The organism is Neobacillus sp. S1115 (assembly GCF_055385565.1).
Genome location: NZ_AP038275.1, coordinates 5,490,244 through 5,507,631 on the forward strand (window position 1 = coordinate 5,490,244; position 17,388 = coordinate 5,507,631).

At 44.4% G+C, this 17,388-nt stretch carries 17 protein-coding genes; 6 read left to right on the plus strand and 11 right to left on the minus strand.

The window, feature by feature from the left end; all coding sequences use genetic code 11:
- The first annotated feature begins 36 nt into the window (after positions 1–36).
- The 3 genes from ACZ5B7_RS26940 to ACZ5B7_RS26950 all read left to right on the plus strand — a co-directional run bounded on the left by ACZ5B7_RS26940 (position 37) and on the right by ACZ5B7_RS26950 (position 2,702).
- A complete protein-coding gene (locus tag ACZ5B7_RS26940; RefSeq protein ID WP_464491644.1) occupies positions 37–846 on the plus strand; it encodes an N-acetylmuramoyl-L-alanine amidase in 810 nt (269 codons plus the stop codon).
- Between the two features lie 168 nt (positions 847–1,014).
- Positions 1,015–1,518: an Lrp/AsnC family transcriptional regulator gene (locus tag ACZ5B7_RS26945; protein ID WP_464491645.1), complete on the plus strand. Its 504-nt coding sequence runs from the start codon at positions 1,015–1,017 to the stop codon at positions 1,516–1,518.
- Positions 1,515–2,702: an aminotransferase gene (locus ACZ5B7_RS26950; RefSeq protein ID WP_464491646.1), complete on the plus strand. Its 1,188-nt coding sequence runs from the start codon at positions 1,515–1,517 to the stop codon at positions 2,700–2,702. Before ACZ5B7_RS26945 ends, ACZ5B7_RS26950 begins: the two co-directional genes overlap by 4 nt.
- Positions 2,703–2,960: 258 nt before the next feature.
- On the opposite strand, the gene ACZ5B7_RS26955 is transcribed toward ACZ5B7_RS26950, so the two are convergent.
- Entirely contained in the window at positions 2,961–3,953 is a 993-nt protein-coding gene (locus ACZ5B7_RS26955; protein WP_464494583.1) for a zinc-binding dehydrogenase, read from the minus strand.
- A gap of 183 nt (positions 3,954–4,136) precedes the next feature.
- Between ACZ5B7_RS26955 and ACZ5B7_RS26960 the strand changes: the two genes are divergently transcribed.
- Positions 4,137–5,615, plus strand: a complete 1,479-nt coding sequence (locus tag ACZ5B7_RS26960) for a GGDEF domain-containing protein (protein WP_464491647.1) — start codon at positions 4,137–4,139, stop codon at positions 5,613–5,615.
- A gap of 39 nt (positions 5,616–5,654) precedes the next feature.
- On the opposite strand, the gene ACZ5B7_RS26965 is transcribed toward ACZ5B7_RS26960, so the two are convergent.
- Positions 5,655–6,623, minus strand: a complete 969-nt coding sequence (locus ACZ5B7_RS26965) for a 2-hydroxyacid dehydrogenase (protein WP_464491648.1) — start codon at positions 6,621–6,623, stop codon at positions 5,655–5,657.
- A 206-nt stretch (positions 6,624–6,829) separates the two neighbouring features.
- Here ACZ5B7_RS26965 and ACZ5B7_RS26970 point away from each other — a divergent pair, with 206 nt between their 5' ends.
- Positions 6,830–7,537 (plus strand): cell wall anchor protein, encoded by a 708-nt coding sequence (locus tag ACZ5B7_RS26970; protein WP_464491649.1) that lies wholly within the window; start codon positions 6,830–6,832, stop codon positions 7,535–7,537.
- Between the two features lie 3 nt (positions 7,538–7,540).
- Complete coding sequence (locus tag ACZ5B7_RS26975; protein WP_464491650.1) at positions 7,541–8,176, plus strand: class D sortase; 636 nt, start codon at positions 7,541–7,543, stop codon at positions 8,174–8,176.
- A 67-nt stretch (positions 8,177–8,243) separates the two neighbouring features.
- Here the strand turns inward: ACZ5B7_RS26975 and pgaD are convergent, their stop codons facing one another.
- From pgaD to fliR, 9 genes are all read right to left on the minus strand, one after another.
- Positions 8,244–8,612, minus strand: a complete 369-nt coding sequence (gene pgaD / locus ACZ5B7_RS26980; RefSeq protein WP_464491651.1) for a poly-beta-1,6-N-acetyl-D-glucosamine biosynthesis protein PgaD — start codon at positions 8,610–8,612, stop codon at positions 8,244–8,246.
- A gap of 18 nt (positions 8,613–8,630) precedes the next feature.
- Positions 8,631–9,869, minus strand: coding sequence for a poly-beta-1,6-N-acetyl-D-glucosamine synthase (gene pgaC, locus ACZ5B7_RS26985; RefSeq protein ID WP_464491652.1), 1,239 nt, complete (start codon positions 9,867–9,869; stop codon positions 8,631–8,633).
- A gap of 235 nt (positions 9,870–10,104) precedes the next feature.
- On the minus strand, positions 10,105–10,443 hold the full coding sequence (locus ACZ5B7_RS26990) for a PilZ domain-containing protein (protein WP_464491653.1): 339 nt from the start codon (positions 10,441–10,443) through the stop codon (positions 10,105–10,107).
- 170 nt (positions 10,444–10,613) lie between these two features.
- The gene (locus ACZ5B7_RS26995; RefSeq protein ID WP_378585877.1) at positions 10,614–11,324 is read right to left on the minus strand and encodes a FliA/WhiG family RNA polymerase sigma factor; all 711 of its coding nucleotides are present in this window, start codon (positions 11,322–11,324) and stop codon (positions 10,614–10,616) included.
- A gap of 30 nt (positions 11,325–11,354) precedes the next feature.
- The gene (locus ACZ5B7_RS27000) at positions 11,355–12,341 is read right to left on the minus strand and encodes a MinD/ParA family protein (RefSeq protein ID WP_464491654.1); all 987 of its coding nucleotides are present in this window, start codon (positions 12,339–12,341) and stop codon (positions 11,355–11,357) included.
- Positions 12,295–13,437: a flagellar biosynthesis protein FlhF gene (flhF, locus tag ACZ5B7_RS27005; RefSeq protein WP_464491655.1), complete on the minus strand. Its 1,143-nt coding sequence runs from the start codon at positions 13,435–13,437 to the stop codon at positions 12,295–12,297. The genes ACZ5B7_RS27000 and flhF overlap by 47 nt, the downstream gene beginning before the upstream one ends.
- On the minus strand, positions 13,437–15,485 hold the full coding sequence (flhA, locus tag ACZ5B7_RS27010; protein WP_464491656.1) for a flagellar biosynthesis protein FlhA: 2,049 nt from the start codon (positions 15,483–15,485) through the stop codon (positions 13,437–13,439). The genes flhF and flhA overlap by 1 nt, the downstream gene beginning before the upstream one ends.
- 17 nt (positions 15,486–15,502) lie before the next feature.
- A complete protein-coding gene (gene flhB, locus ACZ5B7_RS27015; protein ID WP_464491657.1) occupies positions 15,503–16,600 on the minus strand; it encodes a flagellar biosynthesis protein FlhB in 1,098 nt (365 codons plus the stop codon).
- Positions 16,597–17,379, minus strand: a complete 783-nt coding sequence (gene fliR, locus ACZ5B7_RS27020) for a flagellar biosynthetic protein FliR (RefSeq protein WP_464491658.1) — start codon at positions 17,377–17,379, stop codon at positions 16,597–16,599. The genes flhB and fliR overlap by 4 nt, the downstream gene beginning before the upstream one ends.
- Positions 17,380–17,388 lie beyond the last annotated feature (9 nt).

Here is a 17,388-nt window from a genome sequence, read left to right on the forward strand (position 1 = left end):
TAAGATATAGGTAAAGTTCAGAATGGAGGTGAATAAGTGAAAATTTATCTTGATCCAGGCCACGGAGGCACCGACCCTGGCGCCCAGGGCAATGGTTTGAATGAGAAGGATGTGACGCTCGATATCTCGCTTAGACTGCGCAGCATTTTAATCAATCAATTTGAAAATGTTGAAGTAAAAATGAGCCGGGAAGGCGATATCTCGAAAGGCTTGAAGGCAAGGACGAACGAGGCAAATGTCTGGGGGGCCGATTATTATTTGTCGATCCACATTAATTCCGCTTCAAGCGCTGCCCAAGGATATGAGGATTATATTTATAACGGCCTGTCAGATTCCTCGCAAACGGCAAAGTACCGCGAAATCATCCATGGGGAAGTCGTAAAAATGAACCAACTATTTGACCGCGGAATGAAAAAGGCCAACTTCCATGTCCTCCGCGAATCGGCCATGCCGGCAATGCTATCGGAAAACGGCTTTATTACAAATGCGCATGATGCCGCGCTAATGAAACAGTCATCGTGGCGCCAAGATGTCGCTCAAGGCCATGCAAACGGGCTTGCCAAGGCTTTTAATTTACAGTCAAAATCAGCCTCTGCCCCACCGCCCAGCACCAGCACACTTTACAAAGTAATCGCAGGATCTTTCCAGTGCAAAGACAATGCGGACAAGCAGGTGGCACTGTTGAAGTCGAAAGGATTCGAAGCGTTTGTCGATACTGTTGTGATCAGCGGGACAACCTGGTACCGGGCTCAGGCCGGGGCCTTCTCAAGCCGCGAAAATGCCGAAGAGGGGATGAACGCCATTAAAAATGCCGGATTTCCGGATGTGTTCATTTCAGTGGAATAAGCAAGTAATTTAATAAGAACAGGCAGCCCGCCTTTTGGAGTGGGCTTTTTTTGTGCTAGCACAATATATTTGTTGTATAACAGTATTTGGGAGTGACTTTCATGCAGAGAAGGATTAAAATCATAGGTAGGATTTTTTAAGTTTAGCTAGTTTAGGAGGTACCCCCTTATGAAGCTTAATAGTGAAGAAATTGAAATTCTGAAAATCATTGAAGAGAACCACAAAATTTCAACGGCGACCATCGCGTCCATGGTCATGAGCAGCGAGGAGAAAGTCCGCGACACGATCAAAAAGCTAGAAGAGCAAAAAGTCATCATGAGTTACCCAACATTGATCAACTGGAGCAAGGTTGAGGGGCAGGAACATACTATTGCCATGATTGACGTAAAGGTCACACCAAAGCGCGGGGTAGGATTTGACGAAGTCGCTCAAAGAATCGCCCGTTTTCCTGAGGTATCATCCTTGTATCTGATGTCAGGTGCCTACGATTTATCCATTACTGTCGAAGGAAGAACAATGCACGAAGTCGCTTCCTTTGTTTCAGCAAAATTATCGCCAATTGAAAGTGTTGTTTCTACAACCACTCATTTCATGTTGAAAAAATACAAGCATGATGGCGTTTGTTTTGACAGCGGCGACGAAAAAGACCGCAGAATGGTGGTTACACCATGAGTAATGAGATTTCGAAATATCTGTCAAATACAGCTAGAGAACTTAAGCCATCAGCAATACGGAAATTTTTCGATTTGGCCGCCGGCATGGAGGGCGTTATTTCGCTAGGTGTCGGAGAACCGGATTTCATCACTCCTTGGAACGTGCGTGAAGCAACGATATTATCCATCGAACAAGGTTTCACCTCCTATACGGCAAACGCCGGCTTGCTGGAGCTGCGTGAGGAAATTGCAGCCTATCTACAGAGAGGCTTTAACGTGGAATATAATCCCGTTAACCAAATTATCGTCACTGTTGGGGCGAGCGAGGCAATCGACATTGCCTTTCGGGCGATTGTAAACCCTGGCGATGAAGTCCTTATCGTTGAACCGTCGTTTGTTTCTTACGCACCATTGGTGGCATTGGCGGGCGGGACACCGATCCCTGTATCCACTTCACCTGAAAACGGTTTTAAAATCACGGCTGAGCAAATCGAAGCGGCGATCACAGAAAAAACAAAAGCTATTTTAATCTGTTCGCCAAACAATCCAACCGGCACGGCTTTAACGCGTGAAGATTTGAAGGAAATCGCCGCGACGATCGTAAAACATGACCTGCTTGTCGTTTCCGATGAAATTTATGCAGAACTAACCTATGACGAGGAATTTACAAGCTTCGCTGCGATAGAAGGCATGTATGAGCGGACAATTTTAATAAATGGTTTTTCCAAAGGTTTTGCGATGACAGGCTGGAGGCTGGGATTCTTGGCTGCTCCTGCTGAGTTTGTCGGGCATATGCTAAAAATTCACCAATACACGACCATGTGCGCGCCGCATATGCTTCAGCACGGCGCGATTGAAGCACTGCGCAACACATACCATGAGGTTGAAGCGATGCGAAACAGCTATCGCCGCCGCCGAAATTATGTAGTGGACACATTGAACAATATCGGGCTGGACTGCCATATTCCAGGCGGGGCCTTTTATGTGTTCCCATCAATTAAGGCGACCGGCCTAAGTTCCGAGCAGTTTGCTGAGGAGCTCCTGATAGAGGAAAAAGTCGCCGTTGTACCAGGCAATGCCTTTGGCGAAAGCGGCGAAGGCTATATCCGCTGTTCCTATGCAACTTCGATGGAACAGCTGCAGGAAGCTTTAAAGCGAATGCAGCGGTTTGTGGAGCGTAGAGTTGGGGCTGTGGTTAAATAGTTAATGGGACGGGTTCTTGGACCCGTTCTTTTTTATGATCCTACTGATTAAGAATCCGCCGAGTTCCAAGAGGTATCCGCCTAACTCTTCAGGTTATCCGCCATTTTCTCGATAATATCCGCCAAACTTCATAAATATCCGCCGATTTTATGATTTTATCCGCCAAACGCCTTTAAACGCTCCAAAACAGGTATTATTTTTTCAAAAAAAATGCCTGCTACCGCACAAAAGGCTGGTACCAGGCACTTTACTAAAATATTATCCAATATAAAACCCAATCTTCCCTAACTGCTCCGCCTTTTCCATCCGCTCGAAGGCCGAGCCGAACTCCTTTAATGAGTACATCCGGTCAACAACTGGCTTAATTTCATGCTTCGTTACAAACTTAAGCATTTCCTTGTATTCCTCTCCGCTCCCCAATGTGGTCCCAAACAACTTATACTGGCCGTAGAAAAAGTCGCGCAGGTTGAATTCGACGACATCACCCGCCGATGCTCCAAAAGTCACAATCGTTCCACCCGGGCGGAGCTGCTTCAATGACTTATTAAAGGTTGCCGCACCGACGCATTCGATGACAAGATCCATTTTTTCACCGCCAAGCGCCTGCTCCCAGTCCTCGTTGCTGTCAAACGCTTTATCCGCGCCAAGTTCGAGTGCCTTCGCACATTTTTCCGAAGAACGGGAAGTCACGTAAACAGTCGCGCCAGCCGCTTTGGCAAACTGCAGCAATAAGGTCGCGACGCCGCTGCCGATGCCGGGGATAAGCACCTTCATTCCTTCGCGAACCTGTCCTTGTGTAAATAATGCTCGGTATGCAGTCAAGGCTGCCAATGACAGCACACCTGCCTCCTCCCAGCTTAAATAGCCAGGTTTCAAAGCAACGTTATCGGCAGGAACGACTACCTGCTCAGCAAAGGTTCCATGGAATGGAAGACCAAGAATTTCAAACCCAGTCGGCGGTGCATCGCTCTTTTCCATCCAGCCAAGGCTCGGGTTGACCAGCACCTCATCGCCGACCTTGACATCAACAACTCCCTCACCGACCGCATCAACCACACCGGCGCCGTCCGATCCGATGATGAGCGGCGGGTCTGTCGGCTTGTGGCGCACCAGCACGAACAAATCACGATGATTTAGCCCTGCTGTTTTCAGCTTCACCCGCACCTCTCCAACCCCCAGTTGCAACTCTTCCATTTCCCGAACGGCTAACCCTTCAATACCAGCCTTGTCCGCATGAACAACTGCTTTCATTTTGCTCACTCCATTCCTATTCATTTTTTGAAAAATATGTACTAAATCCATAATACTCTGAAAATGGCATTTTTTAAATGAAATGGCTCTTAAAAATGGTTTAAATGTTGCGTGGACAGGCCCCCATACCTATGATACACTACATTGGAAAAAATGGATTTTGGCGGAAAAAGGATGATTGACTTGAAGAAAAATACTATAAAACTGCAAAAGAATTCCGTTCCTGACCGCGAGTTTCAACAATCAAACTACGATATCCTCTTTGAGAGATTAAAGCTCGTTTCCTATATGCTCATCTTCACCTATCCATGCTTTTTCATTGTTGACTTTTTCTTTTTGGAAAATCTCAATCAGCCTGCCTTTAAATGGACCCTTAAAGTGGTGCATCTATTTGGTCTGGTCATCTCCCTTGTATTCATCATGCTATACCGGCACAGTAAGCGCCGCACGGTTTCCAAAAGCTTCATTGTAAATTCCTATATTTCGCTGTATCTGCTGATTGGAGCCGTGTCATCCATTAACAGCCAGCTGAACACTGGAAACATCTACGCCTATCTGATTATTTTATTTGCGGCTGCGATTATTTTTCCCATCCGGCCAAAGCACATGCTCACGATGATGCTCGGCGCCCATCTCATTTCTATCGCCGTACTGGCCTTTTTGGGAAAAATTAATTATTCTTTCGTGTTAAATCTTGTCAATTCAACCGGAGCCGCCGTAATCGCGTTTACAATTGCTCTAACCTTTTACAGATTTCGAAAAAATGATTTTTTTAACAAAAGGAAGTTAACCAAAAACGAGGAGAGCTTCCGCCGCTTGTTCCAGCGGAATCCAAATCCGTTGATCCTTATTAATCTGGACAATGAAATCCAGCTGGTCAATCAGCAGGCTATCCACTACTATCAACTGGAGGGAAAAGAATTAGCTGCTCTCGATGCTGGTTTCTTGTTTGGCAATCCCGCTGAAAGACAAGATATTATGAAACGGTTGTATGAGGAGAAAAGTGTCAAAAATTACGTGACCGAGCAGCAGCTTGCTCCCGGTCAAAAGAAATGGTCGCTTTTGCATTTTGAGTTGGTGGATTATCATGATGAAACCTGTGTCCTCATTGACACTACCGATATTACCGACATCAAGAAAAAGGAACAGGAGCTTATGGAGCACGCTTCCATCGATGTGCTTACAGGGGTGCGGAACCGCCGCACCGGTATCGAGATGCTGCGCCAAGAGTTAAGTACCGGGACAAATTCCCGCAAGTTTATCCTTTGCTTCATTGATATTAATGGACTGAAAAAGGTCAATGACCACTTGGGTCATGCGATTGGTGACGACCTGATCAGGACATGTTGCGCGGAGATAAGCCGGCATATTCAATCAGACGATATCCTATTCCGTCTCGGCGGGGACGAATTCATCATTGTATTTCTTGAAAAAGACATAGCAAATGTCGAGCAGGTTTGGATGAATATCGAGGATGCGTTCAAGACCATGAACCAGACCGGACAAAAGCCGTACAAGATTTCCGCCAGCCATGGGTTTTACCACTATAAGCCGGGTACGCCGGTTACACTGGATGAAATCCTGGAAATCGCTGATCAGGAGATGTATAAAAGTAAATTCTCCTCTAAGGCGCAAAACGAAGGGGTAAATGCTTTTAAATAGGGAAAAGGAGGATCTCTGGAAGGTCCTCCTTTTCTAAAATTAATTCCCGATAACGTTCGCTTTTTCCACATTCCCATTTAACACATGAATTAAATTATCAGCCGCCATATGGGCCATTCCCAGGCGCGTCTGAACGCTGGCGCTGCCAATGTGCGGTAGCGCCACTACGTTTGGCAGGGTTAATAAGGGATTATCAAGCGAAACAGGCTCCTGCTCAAAGACATCGAGGCCAGCACCCCAGATGACTCCGTTTTTTAAAGCATCGTACAAGGCATCCTCATCGACAATCCCACCACGGGCAGTGTTAATAAGAATCGCGTTCTTTTTCATCAAGGCTAATTCTTCCTTACCAATGAGATGATGCACCTCGACGCTGTATGGAAGCATCAGGCAGACAAAATCAGACTGTTGCAGCAAGCCTTTGAGGTCTGTGTACTCGATACCAAGCTCCGCCTCTTTTTCCGGCTTTCGCGTTCGGCTATGGTAAAGAACCTTCATATCAAAACCCTTCGCCCTTTTTACGAGTGCTTCGCCAATCCGCCCCAAACCAATAATGCCGATGGTCGCGCCGTATATGTCCTGTCCGGTCATTTGCATGAGGGACCATGAACCCCACTTGCCGTTATGTAACACGTCGGATGCTTCCACAACTCTCCGTGCTGTGGCCATCAATAAAGCAAACGTCAAATCCGCAGTCGTTTCCGTAAGAACACCCGGTGTATACCCAACCTTGACACCCTTTTCAGCTGCAGCCTGGACATCAATGTGGTTATAGCCAACCGAGCAGGTGCTAACCATCTTAAGCTTTTTTGCCTGCTCGAAGACCTCTTTGTCGATTGTGTCCGTGATAAAACAATAAAGGCCATCAACTTCTGCTACTTCCTTTAATAAGGTCTCCCTTGGGACAGGGGTTTCTTCTTCTCCCCACATTCTTACCTCAAACTGACTTGAAAGCCTCCCATAGAGTTCTTCCGGCAGTTTCTTCGTCACATAAACCGTTTGCTTCAACCTTCACGCCACCTTTCAAGAGAATCGTATTTACTCTATTCTACTTTAAAATAAATTAATAGAACAATACGAGAAGAGGGGATGGTTTTTTTCGACCCATCCGAATAAATCTTAATTCTTACAAAAAATTAATATGGGACAAATGGATTATTTTGGCGAAATATGTTATTATTTATCATAATGTTTTGTAAAGGAATGATAGGATAATGGTACATAGTATTTGGAAAAAAGGAGCAATCGTTGCGGCTTTAGGACTTTCTTTGTCTGCATTTAGCCCTATTGCATTGACCGAAGCATCTGCTGCTACAACTGACTCAGCTCAAAAATTGGTAGATTCATTGAAGGCATTAGGTTTGAATCAAGTAGACTATTTATATGCTTATCTGCAATCTGTTAATCTTACAGACAGCGAATTCAATGATATTGTGAAGAATGCTGAACAAGCTGCAGCAAAATTACAATCAGTTTCACTTGAAAATCTTTCAGATGCAGACCGTGCAGAGGTTGGCCGTCTATTTTTAGACAGCGCCCAAAAAGCGCATTTACAGGTGGCATTTGTGGATAAAAACGGCCAAGCCATTGATTTAAGCAAGCTTAGCCTAAAAGATGCAAAGACATTAAACATTCAAGTGAAGGACCTTAACGGCAACCTATTAGCCGTGATTGATCCAAAACTATCTGATTTCACTGCATCAGCTTTAAACACGAAGCTTGTTGCACTGAAAACAGCAGTTGAAGCGAAGAAAAGCCTTGAAGCATCTGGAAAGTTTGTTCCAATGCCGGCTTCTCAATTACCAGAAACAGCTACAGATCTTCCACTTGGCATGGCGATTGGCGGTCTCTTAATTGTTTTAGGCGGAATTGCTTTTGTACCTGCTATGAGAACGATCCGCAGAATGGAGAGTCAAGCTTAAGCCATGAAACCTTCCAGGAAAAAAAAGAAAAATAGAGTGAAATGGATTTTACTTGGAATTCCCGCATTACTCATCATCGCAGGGGCAGCAACGATTGGATTCTTCGGCTGGGAAATGACAAAGGAAACGGCTCTATTAGCGAAAACCGTCATCAAGCCTTATAAGCCTGAGCAAAGCGCCAGGAAATTTAACACGGAGGCATGGCCAACCCTGCCTGAACCGGGTTCAAAATTAGGAGAACTATCCATTTCTTCTCTTAATTTAAGTTATCCTGTTGTTCAAGGAACACATGACAACGAACTGAAAATGGGGGTTGGCCATATGGCGGGAAGTACGCTTCCTGGCCAGGGCGGGCACGTGATTTTAAGCGGCCACCGGGACACTGTTTTTAGAAAACTGGAAAACTTAAAAGTCGGGGATGACATTACGTTCACGACCCCATACGGCGATTTTATCTACGAAACGACCGGATTTAAAATCGTGGACGCGGCAGATGAAACCATAGCGGTTCCAACCGATTACGAAACACTAACATTAACGACGTGCTATCCATTTCATTTTATCGGGAACGCACCACAGCGCTTCATCGTTTATACGAAACTGAAGTCGAATCCACTTGTTCAAAGTGCACATTCATAAAGAAAAGGACCGTTTCAGTTGAACGGTCCTTTTCTTTTCTCCAGTTTAACACTCTATGAAACTAAAATTAACGAACCTCAACATACTTATCATTTTGAACTCGTTCAATCTCTTCCTCTGTTAATTGAAAATAGGAAGCAATATCATGATTACGGGTGGGCTGGGGAAAAGTCCTTCTTCTTAATGAACCATATTTCCGTTTATTATAGGTACTCCACCATAATAATGACAGCGTAATTAATCCACTGTACAAAATGGTAAAGTTCACAATAGCATTAGCATTAGTAATACTCAGCCGATAAAATCTTAGACTAAATTCCGAACCAAAGTGGATTATAAAATAATAAAGAAATATTAAAAGAAAAAGCCAGCCAAAAATGGTTAATAGAATATCAAAGCACTTTCTTGCTTTAGACCTATTTAAATGAATAATCATGGGCTTCTCCTTTCTTCTTTATAAGTGAAGTCCGCGATCTGGACTTTCCCAGGTAGCAAATTCACTTTTACTCTCTTTTAAAATTTTAATTCCTTTAGGCAGTGCCATGATAACTAACAATGCATTGATATGCCAATAAATGATCGGGTACCAAATGCCCCACAACAAATAGGTTAAAATCCTTTTCTCGTACCTGCTTTCAATAAAGAGAGCAACCAGAAATTGCAGCAAACAAATAATCGAGAGATAATTTCCAATCCACATGATAGGGATTAAATTATTTTGATGAAAAATAGCTCGGTATAAAAAAATAATAGTCGAAATAAACCAAATAACGGACCATAGGATACTTAACACCTGTTCAATATAGATTGGATAAAGCCTTCTCTGCCGCCAGTCTAAAAAGATGTCTCGATGACGCAAGATTACTTCAATTCCACCCTGTGTCCATCTCAATCGCTGCTTACAAATCCCCTTGATTGTCTCAGGAACCAGCATCCAACAAAGAGCCCTTGGTTCATAACGGACATCCCAAAACCTTCTTTGCAGCTTCCAGGTTACGCCTATATCATCAGTAATTAAATCGGTATCCCACATTCCAGAGTCCAACAATGCTTTTTTGCGAAAAACAACGAAAACACCGGACACGGTCATCACTTTCCCAATTATTCTTTGGGTCCTTTTGATCAACCCAATAATACTGGAATATTCAACTAGTTGAATTTTAGAAAGCAAGCTTGTCCGATTTCTGATTCGAGGATTACCGGTTACAGCACCGACCCTCTCCCCATTATGCGGGGTGATAAAATGAGGGATAATATATCTTAGGGAATCCTTATCCAGGATGGCATCACTATCAATGGTTGCAATGAACTCCCCTTTAGAAGCTAGAACGCCCTGTTTTAAGGCATTAGCCTTTCCTTTATTGTCGACAACATTTACGACACGTAGTTTTGGATTCATATGCAATAATGATTTTAAAATTTCAAGTGTTCGATCTTTACTGCCATCATTGATGACGATTACCTCATAATGGGGATAATTCAAATGTGAAGCATAGTTTATGGTTTCTTCAATTGTTTTTTCCTCGTTATAAGCAGGGATTAATAAAGACACAAATGGTAATTCCTCATCACGATAATTTGGAAAATCCTGATTTCGCTCTTTTTTTACAAAATATATTAAACTGCCAATAATCCACACTACTCCCATAGCTAATGGATAATAAAATAAGAACAGAACTAGTACCGTTTTCAACGTATCACGCCCTAATAGTAGGTATTATTCAATAGATATAGTACCATGGATATGGATAAAGACCCTTTCGTATAGTTCTATCGACATATTTCTACTTATTATTATAGAAAATTACTTATATAAGAGCAATTCACAACTTTCGACACGTTTCTACGTCATCTCTTATTTTTTAAGTTTAACGCAATAAAGCGCAGGGTGCCTGACCCGGCGCTTTATTGCGTTGATGGCGTAGGGGTTAGGCCCCTAGCAGTTTGTTCAGGTAGGAACGTGTGGTTTCAGGTGTGTTGAAGTGGACGCCGTATTGGTATAGCTCGTTTGACAGTTCTTCTTTCCAGATGACAGTTCCCGGGAGGAGGATTTTGTCTTCTAATACATCTGAGTTAAGGGAGTAAATGACTTCTTGATCATTCCTTAAGTGTAAGTTTGAAATAAATCTCAACCCTCCTGGGCCTACGTTCTCGACGATGACGATGACATTCTCCAAATTTGCTTCAACATTAATAAGAGTCAGTTCAGATTCCAACGGAAAATGGATGTTGACCCTGAAATCCTTCTCTTTCGTTTTTAAAGCCATTGTAACCTAATCCCCTTACTTACGATTTTTATATAAAAAATTCTATGAATAATACTAATAACGGCCGTTTTCCAATCCCCGTTGAGCCTTTTTTCCTATTTTTCATATAAAAATCGATGCATGGGGACGGTTCTTGTGCCTCACTGAGGCACAAGAACCGTCCCCATGCATCAGTTATACTCCTTTTCAAAAGCTAGTTTTAGCTTTTTTATAATTCTTAAGTGGAGTTGGGAGATTCGTGATTTGTGTAGGCCAAGGATTCTGCCAACTTCGCTCATGCTTAAGTTTTCTTCGTAAATAAGGGACATGATTATTTTTTCCTTTTCGGGCAGCTCATCGATGAGGGAGGAGAGGATTTGGCTGCGCTCTTTCTCTTCTACCTGCTTTGCCTGGTCAACAACGGAATCATCGGAAAGAAAATCCCTTTTGAGAACAGTTTCCTCCCCACTCTCAACCGGCTCATCCAAAGAGGCTTGTTTTTCAAAAGAAGCCTGCGTAAGTATATCCTTGCACTCTTTCACACTCATCTTTAGAAATTCGCTGACTTCTTTTAGGGTTGGCTGCCTGAACAGCGTTTGTTCTAATGTTTCGAAGGCTTTCATAACTTCTCTTTCTTTTTTCCGCAATGTCCGTGACAGCGGGTCGTTTCGACGCAGTCCGTCATAAATTTCGCCGCGAATCCGCTGGGTCGCATAGGTTTCAAACTTGATATTGTCACGCTGGCTGTATTTCCGGAAAGCATCCAATAGGCCCATCATTCCAAACGAAACAAGCTCGTCTTCCTCAACATGGCGGGGCAGGCTTCTTTTCATAGCTTTGACGATTTTATAAACTAATGGCAAATAGCGATTAAATAACTCTTCTTCATGCTGCTGCTTCAACGGTACCTCCTCCTCTCCCCTAGATACTGTTTACTTTTTTACCACAAATTGAGACATCTTTTGGATAAACCCTTTGATTCCGGTGGCTGCCTGGCGTTTACCGCCATCTCCATGCAAATAAATATTCACCATGTCCTTCATCCACTTAGCCGCCTGAGATTTCGGATAGTTCAGGTAAAATGGCGTCTGCTCGAGAACGGATTGAAATACAAGGGAATCATTCGGCATAAACCCAAGAATCTCAATCTCTTTATTTAAAAATCTTTTCGTCACCGTCCGTACCCTGCCTGCAATTGCAATTCCTTCCTTGGAATTGGCGACACGGTTGACCACTAACCGAACGTTCAAGCTCGAATCCTGGTGATGGAGAATTTTTATCACCGAATAAGCATCTGTAATGGCTGTCGGTTCCGGCGTCGTCACTAAAATAATTTCATCCGCCGCCAGATGGCAGCGCTGCGACTCCTTGGAAAGGCCCGCTCCTGTATCAAACAGGATAATGTCGGCATACCCCTGCAGCCTTCCAAGTTCGGCAAATAAATAATCGGCATTATCATGGCTTAAATCCAAAATTTCCTCAAAGCCGCTCCCGCCGGAAATCAGTTCTAGTCCGTTCGGGCCTTTTTCAAGGACATCCCAGATGCTTTTTTTCTCCTTCACCATATCGATGAGATGGTGCCTCGGGGTCATTCCCAGTAAAATTTCAAGATTCGCCATGCCAATATCGAAATCAATTAGGACCACCTTTTGTCCGGATTCGCTCAGGCTGAGGGCAAAGTTTAATGCAAAATTGGATTTACCGACCCCGCCCTTGCCGCTAGTGACGGATACGACCTTTGTTGCTTTTTCGTGTTGTGGAACTGCATCTGTTATTGGTGTTATTCTGCGCCGGGCAGAAATTGCCGCTTCGGATGCTGCTCCACCACGGGCCTTTATCGCCGATTCAGCAGCTGGTTCCTGCTCCCTGCCATTAAAACGCTGATACAATTCTCTCAGTCTCTGCGCCTGATCCTGCACGTTCATCTACTCCCATTATCTTTTTCGCCATATATTGCGCCTCTGCCAGCATGATGTCCTCGGGAACCCCCTGACCCAAACAAAGGAAAGATAAAGGGTAGGGGTAGTGATAAACAAAATTTAAGGCCGCCCCAAAACAGGTGCTTTCATCCCACTTCGTCAGGATAATCTTGTCGATTTGCAGCGATTTCATCTTTTCCACAATCTGCTTCATATCTTTCCATCTAGTGGTCATGCTGAGCACAAGGTGGTTTTCCTGCTTGGACGCTTTGGAGAGAAGCTCATTCATTTCCTCGATATATTGCTCCTCCAGATAATTTCTGCCTGCTGAGTCCATAAAAATCATCTGGCAATGCTCTAGACGCTCCATTGCAAGCTTCACGTGTTCTGGACTATCAGCGACCTCAATCGGTACATTTAAGATATTTGCGTAGGTCCGCAGCTGCTCCACTGCTGCAATCCGAAACGTATCTGCGGTTAAAAGGCCGACTTTTTTGCGCTGATATAACACTTGCCTGGAAGCGAGCTTCGCAATCGTTGTCGTTTTCCCAACCCCTGTCGGGCCGATCAGCGTAATCATGTTGACCTCAGAATCCAACCCTTCCGATGCGATACCGTCCTGAAACAGTCCCGTTATGGCATCTTGGACCATTTCCCCCACTTGTTGTTCGGTTAGTTCCTCTAACGAAGAGGATTGTGTGATGATTTTCTTTTCAATAAAACGGATGACTTCCTCGTCAACTTCCTGCTCCTCTAACTTGGCAAGCCATTTCTGAAGCTTTTGGCCCGATTGTTTAGACTCCACAAGTGCTTCATTTTTCGAAAAATTCTCCAGCAGCTTCTCCACATTCTCCAACCGTTTCAGCACTTCCGATTCTTCCGCTTGCGGCTGTTTTGGCACCGGCAGCTCTTCAGCCTTCTTCTCTGCCACCTCCGAAGCAGCAATCACCTCTAACTGCTTTCGTTGAAAAAGACCGAAAAACCCGCCTGTTTTGATTTCCTTTGTGTTTAGAATGACGGCATTCTCGCCCAGCTCCTGGCGAATCAGCTGGATCGCCTGCGGCAGGGAATCGACTATATATCTCTTAATCTTCATTAGGCAACCACTCCAGCATGTTGAAAATGAACGACACCAATATTTTGCACTTCAACATCAGATTCCAGCTCGTTAAACGATATAACGGGCATATCGGCATTAATCCGCTCGACAATTTGTTTGAGATACATCCGGATCGCCGGGGAAGTCAAGATGATTGGCTGAATTCCCACGTTAACCACCTGTTGTACAGTATCATTAATGGCATGAACAAGCTGCTGAATCGTTTGTGGGTCCAGCGTCAAATACACGCCTTGCTCCGTTTCCTGAACATTCTCAGAAATCACCTTTTCCACATTGGCATTCACCGTAATTACTTGAATCATTTTATTGACGGCCAATTGGCCGGTAATTTGCCGTGCGAGTCCTTGTCTCACATATTCGGCCAAATAGTCCGGATTTTTTGTAAAAACGGCCCAGTCGGCAAGCGTCTCAAGAATAACTGGCAGGTTCCGGATGGAGATTTTTTCTTTTAACAGCTTTTGCAAAACCTTTTGAACTTGCCCGACCGATAACAGCTGCGGAACCAATTCCTCCACCAAGGATGGGTAATGTTCCTTCGCCTTATCAAGCAACTGCTTTGTCTCTTCTCTTCCCAAAATTTCATGGGCATACCGCTTGATCGTTTCCGCGAGATGGGTAGTAATTACGGATGAAGCATCGACAACAGTAAATCCGAAAATCTCCGCTTTCTTCTTCATCTCCTCCTGAATCCATAAAGCCGGCAGACCAAACGTCGGCTCAGTCGTTTCAATTCCCATAATGTCATGGTCCTCATCCTCCGGCGACAGCATCAGGTAATGGTTTAGAAAAATTTCCCCTCTAGCAATCTCGTTTCCTTTTAATTTGATGACATACTCATTGGACTCCAAATTAACATTATCGCGAATCCGAATAATCGGAATGACCAGCCCCAATTCCAACGCGACCTGCTTACGAATCGCAATCACGCGATCCAAAATGTCCCCGCCCTGGGAGGTGTCGGCTAATGGAATCAATCCTAAGCCAAACTCAAATTCAAGTGAATCGACATGAAGAAGGTTAAGCACATTCTCCGGACTATTTTCTTCCGCAGGAGGAGTATCACTGATCTCCTCCTGCGCTTCTTCCTCTTTTTCCTTCGCTTTTTGCATTTTATATGCAGCAAACGCAAGCAAACCGGCAATGCTCCAAGTCAACAAGATACCGATTGGCGTCACCAGACCGAATAAGGCGATACAGCCGGCTACCACATAAATCAGCTTCGGATAGGCAAATAGCTGGCGGGTCAAGTCATCGCCAAGATTACCATCTGAGGCTGCGCGGGTCACGATAATACCGGTTGCTGTTGAAATGAGCAGGGCCGGTATTTGGCTGACAAGACCGTCCCCGACAGAAAGCAGGGTAAACGTGCTTGCGGCCTGAGCAAAATCCATCCCCATCATCGTCATCCCGATGATGAAGCCACCAATAACGTTGATAAACAGAATAATGATACCGGCGATCGCATCGCCTTTAACGAATTTACTGGCACCGTCCATGGCCCCGTAGAAATCCGCTTCCTGCCCGACCTTTTCACGTCTCGCCCGGGCATCCTTCTCGCTGATGAGTCCGGCGTTTAAATCGGCATCAATGCTCATCTGCTTTCCCGGCATCGCATCCAAGGTAAAGCGCGCCGCTACCTCTGCGACCCGCTCAGAGCCTTTCGTAATAACGAGGAACTGGATAATAATCAGAATTAAAAAGATGATAAAACCGATCACAGGATTCCCGCCGATAACGAACTCTCCGAAGGTAGCCACAACTTGGCCTGCATGCCCATGCGACAAAATAGCCCTGGTTGTCGATACATTCAACGCCAAGCGAAAAAGAGTCGTGATCAGTAAGAGAGAAGGAAAAATAGAGAAATCTAAAGGCTCCTTGGTATTCATTCCTACTAATAAAATTGTGATCGATAACGAGATATTGATAATAAGCAAAATATCTAAGAGAAATGGCGGCAATGGAATGACCATCATAACGACAATCAGCAATACCGCAAGCAGCACGGAAATATCTTTAAATTTCATCTCTTCACCTTCTTTCTTCAGAATTTTCTTTTTAACCGGTACACATAGGCGAGAATCTCAGCCACCGCTTTAAATAAGTCCTCCGGGATTTCCTCACCGATTTCCACGTTTGCATATAACGCCCGCGCCAGCGGCCTGTTCTCTGTCATGATAACGCCATTTTCTTTAGCAATTTCTTTGATTTTCTGCGCCATGAAATCGACACCCTTGGCCACGACTATCGGGGCCGATGCTTTTGCAGCATCATAGGAAATCGCAATCGCATAATGAGTCGGGTTGGTGATGACGACATCCGCAGTTGGTACGTCTTGAATCATCCGATTCATCGACATCTCCCGCTGCAACTCTCTGATTTTCCCTTTTACTAACGGGTCCCCTTCACTCTTTTTATGCTCATCCTTGATTTCCTTAATCGACATTCGCAGCTTCTTTTCATGGTCATATTTTTGAAAAATAAAATCGGCCACTCCGATGACGACATATAAAATAGAAGTAATCAGCCCTAGTTTGATGATGAAGGTAAACAGATAGGAAATCATTTGTCCGGCTCCCATTTGCGAAAGCTGCAGGATGGTTCCTATTTCTTTTTTTAAAAGCCAGTAGGAAACGCCACCAATCAAGGTGATTTTCAGGATATTTTTCAGCAGCTCCACCAACGAGCGCATCGAAAAAATGCGTTTCGCCCCTTCGACGGGGTTTAATTTTTTCAAATTGAATTTAAGGTTTTCCGTTGTAAATAAAAAGCCGATTTGGATGTAGTTTGAAAATAACGCCGCTACGAACGAGACGAGCAACACCGGCAAGACGATTTTAAAACAAAGCATGGTCAGGTCTGCGAATAGCTTATCGATGCCAGCCGGTGACACCTCTCCTATTAAATAGGAAGAAAAAAGTTCGCGGAACAGAAAAAGCAGCTGAGTCCCTAGATATTTTCCGTAAATAAGAAGAAATAAGAAAAAGGCAGCAAGCATCAAAGACGAAGAAAGCTCCATACTTTTGGCCACTTGACCTTTATTTCTCGCTTCCCTTCTTTTTTGCGGGGTCGCTTTTTCCGTTTTTTCCTCTGAGAAAAATTGCAAATCTATTGTCAGGTAAAATGAACCCTTGGCCTTCATGATGACGCCCCCATGATGCGGATCATCTGGCTGAGTGATTCCACCATTTCTGAAAACAACGTATTGAGCAATAGGAAAAAGCTCGGCAATGCCACAAGCATGACAAGAAAATGAACCCCTATTTTCACGGAAAATCCGACCACCATTAGATTGATTTGCGGGGACGTTTTCCCGATGATTCCTAACACCAAATCCACCAAAAATAACGTAAACACGATGGGCGCCGCCAGTAAAAAGGCAATCACAAACGAGCTTTTGAAAGTTTCCAGCATAAACGTTGAGATTCTTCCGTCCGTAAAGGCAGGCACAAGCGCATCTACCGGAATCCAGCGGTAGCTTTCCAATACTCCTTGGAGCAGCAGGTGATGGCCATTCATCGACAGGAGAAACAGGGTCGCCATTACATTTTTCAGCCTGCCCGTTAAGTTGGCATTTGTACCAGATTGCGGATCAAAGACCGCGCCCATTGAAAAGCCCGCCTGCAGGTCAATCAGGGTGCCTGCCAATTGAATGGCGTAAAAGAGAATCGATGCGATGAAGCCAAGCACCAAACCTACCAAACATTCTTTAATAAGCAGCACGATATAGACGCCTGAAAAAGCCAGTGGTGCATGTGACGGTTCCACGGAAATGAATACAATGACGGCCATGAAAAACGACAGTCCAATCTTAAAGGGTGCCGGAATTGTTCTCATCATAAACACCGGTACAGTGATGAAAAAACAGATAATCCGCGCCAGGATAAGCAGGAAGTCGGGGATTTGATTTAACCATTCCATGCTGCTGCA

Coding starts and splice junctions, on each gene's coding strand:
- fliR (WP_464491658.1), bottom strand. CDS start 17,379: ATGGAATGGTTAAATCAAATCCCCGACTTCCTGCTTATCCTGGCGCGG.
- flhB (WP_464491657.1), bottom strand. CDS start 16,600: ATGAAGGCCAAGGGTTCATTTTACCTGACAATAGATTTGCAATTTTTC.
- flhA (WP_464491656.1), bottom strand. CDS start 15,485: ATGAAATTTAAAGATATTTCCGTGCTGCTTGCGGTATTGCTGATTGTC.
- ACZ5B7_RS26950 (WP_464491646.1), top strand. CDS start 1,515: ATGAGTAATGAGATTTCGAAATATCTGTCAAATACAGCTAGAGAACTT.
- flhF (WP_464491655.1), bottom strand. CDS start 13,437: ATGAAGATTAAGAGATATATAGTCGATTCCCTGCCGCAGGCGATCCAG.
- ACZ5B7_RS26990 (WP_464491653.1), bottom strand. CDS start 10,443: ATGGCTTTAAAAACGAAAGAGAAGGATTTCAGGGTCAACATCCATTTT.
- pgaD (WP_464491651.1), bottom strand. CDS start 8,612: ATGATTATTCATTTAAATAGGTCTAAAGCAAGAAAGTGCTTTGATATT.
- ACZ5B7_RS26945 (WP_464491645.1), top strand. CDS start 1,015: ATGAAGCTTAATAGTGAAGAAATTGAAATTCTGAAAATCATTGAAGAG.
- ACZ5B7_RS26975 (WP_464491650.1), top strand. CDS start 7,541: ATGAAACCTTCCAGGAAAAAAAAGAAAAATAGAGTGAAATGGATTTTA.
- ACZ5B7_RS26970 (WP_464491649.1), top strand. CDS start 6,830: ATGGTACATAGTATTTGGAAAAAAGGAGCAATCGTTGCGGCTTTAGGA.
- ACZ5B7_RS26955 (WP_464494583.1), bottom strand. CDS start 3,953: ATGAAAGCAGTTGTTCATGCGGACAAGGCTGGTATTGAAGGGTTAGCC.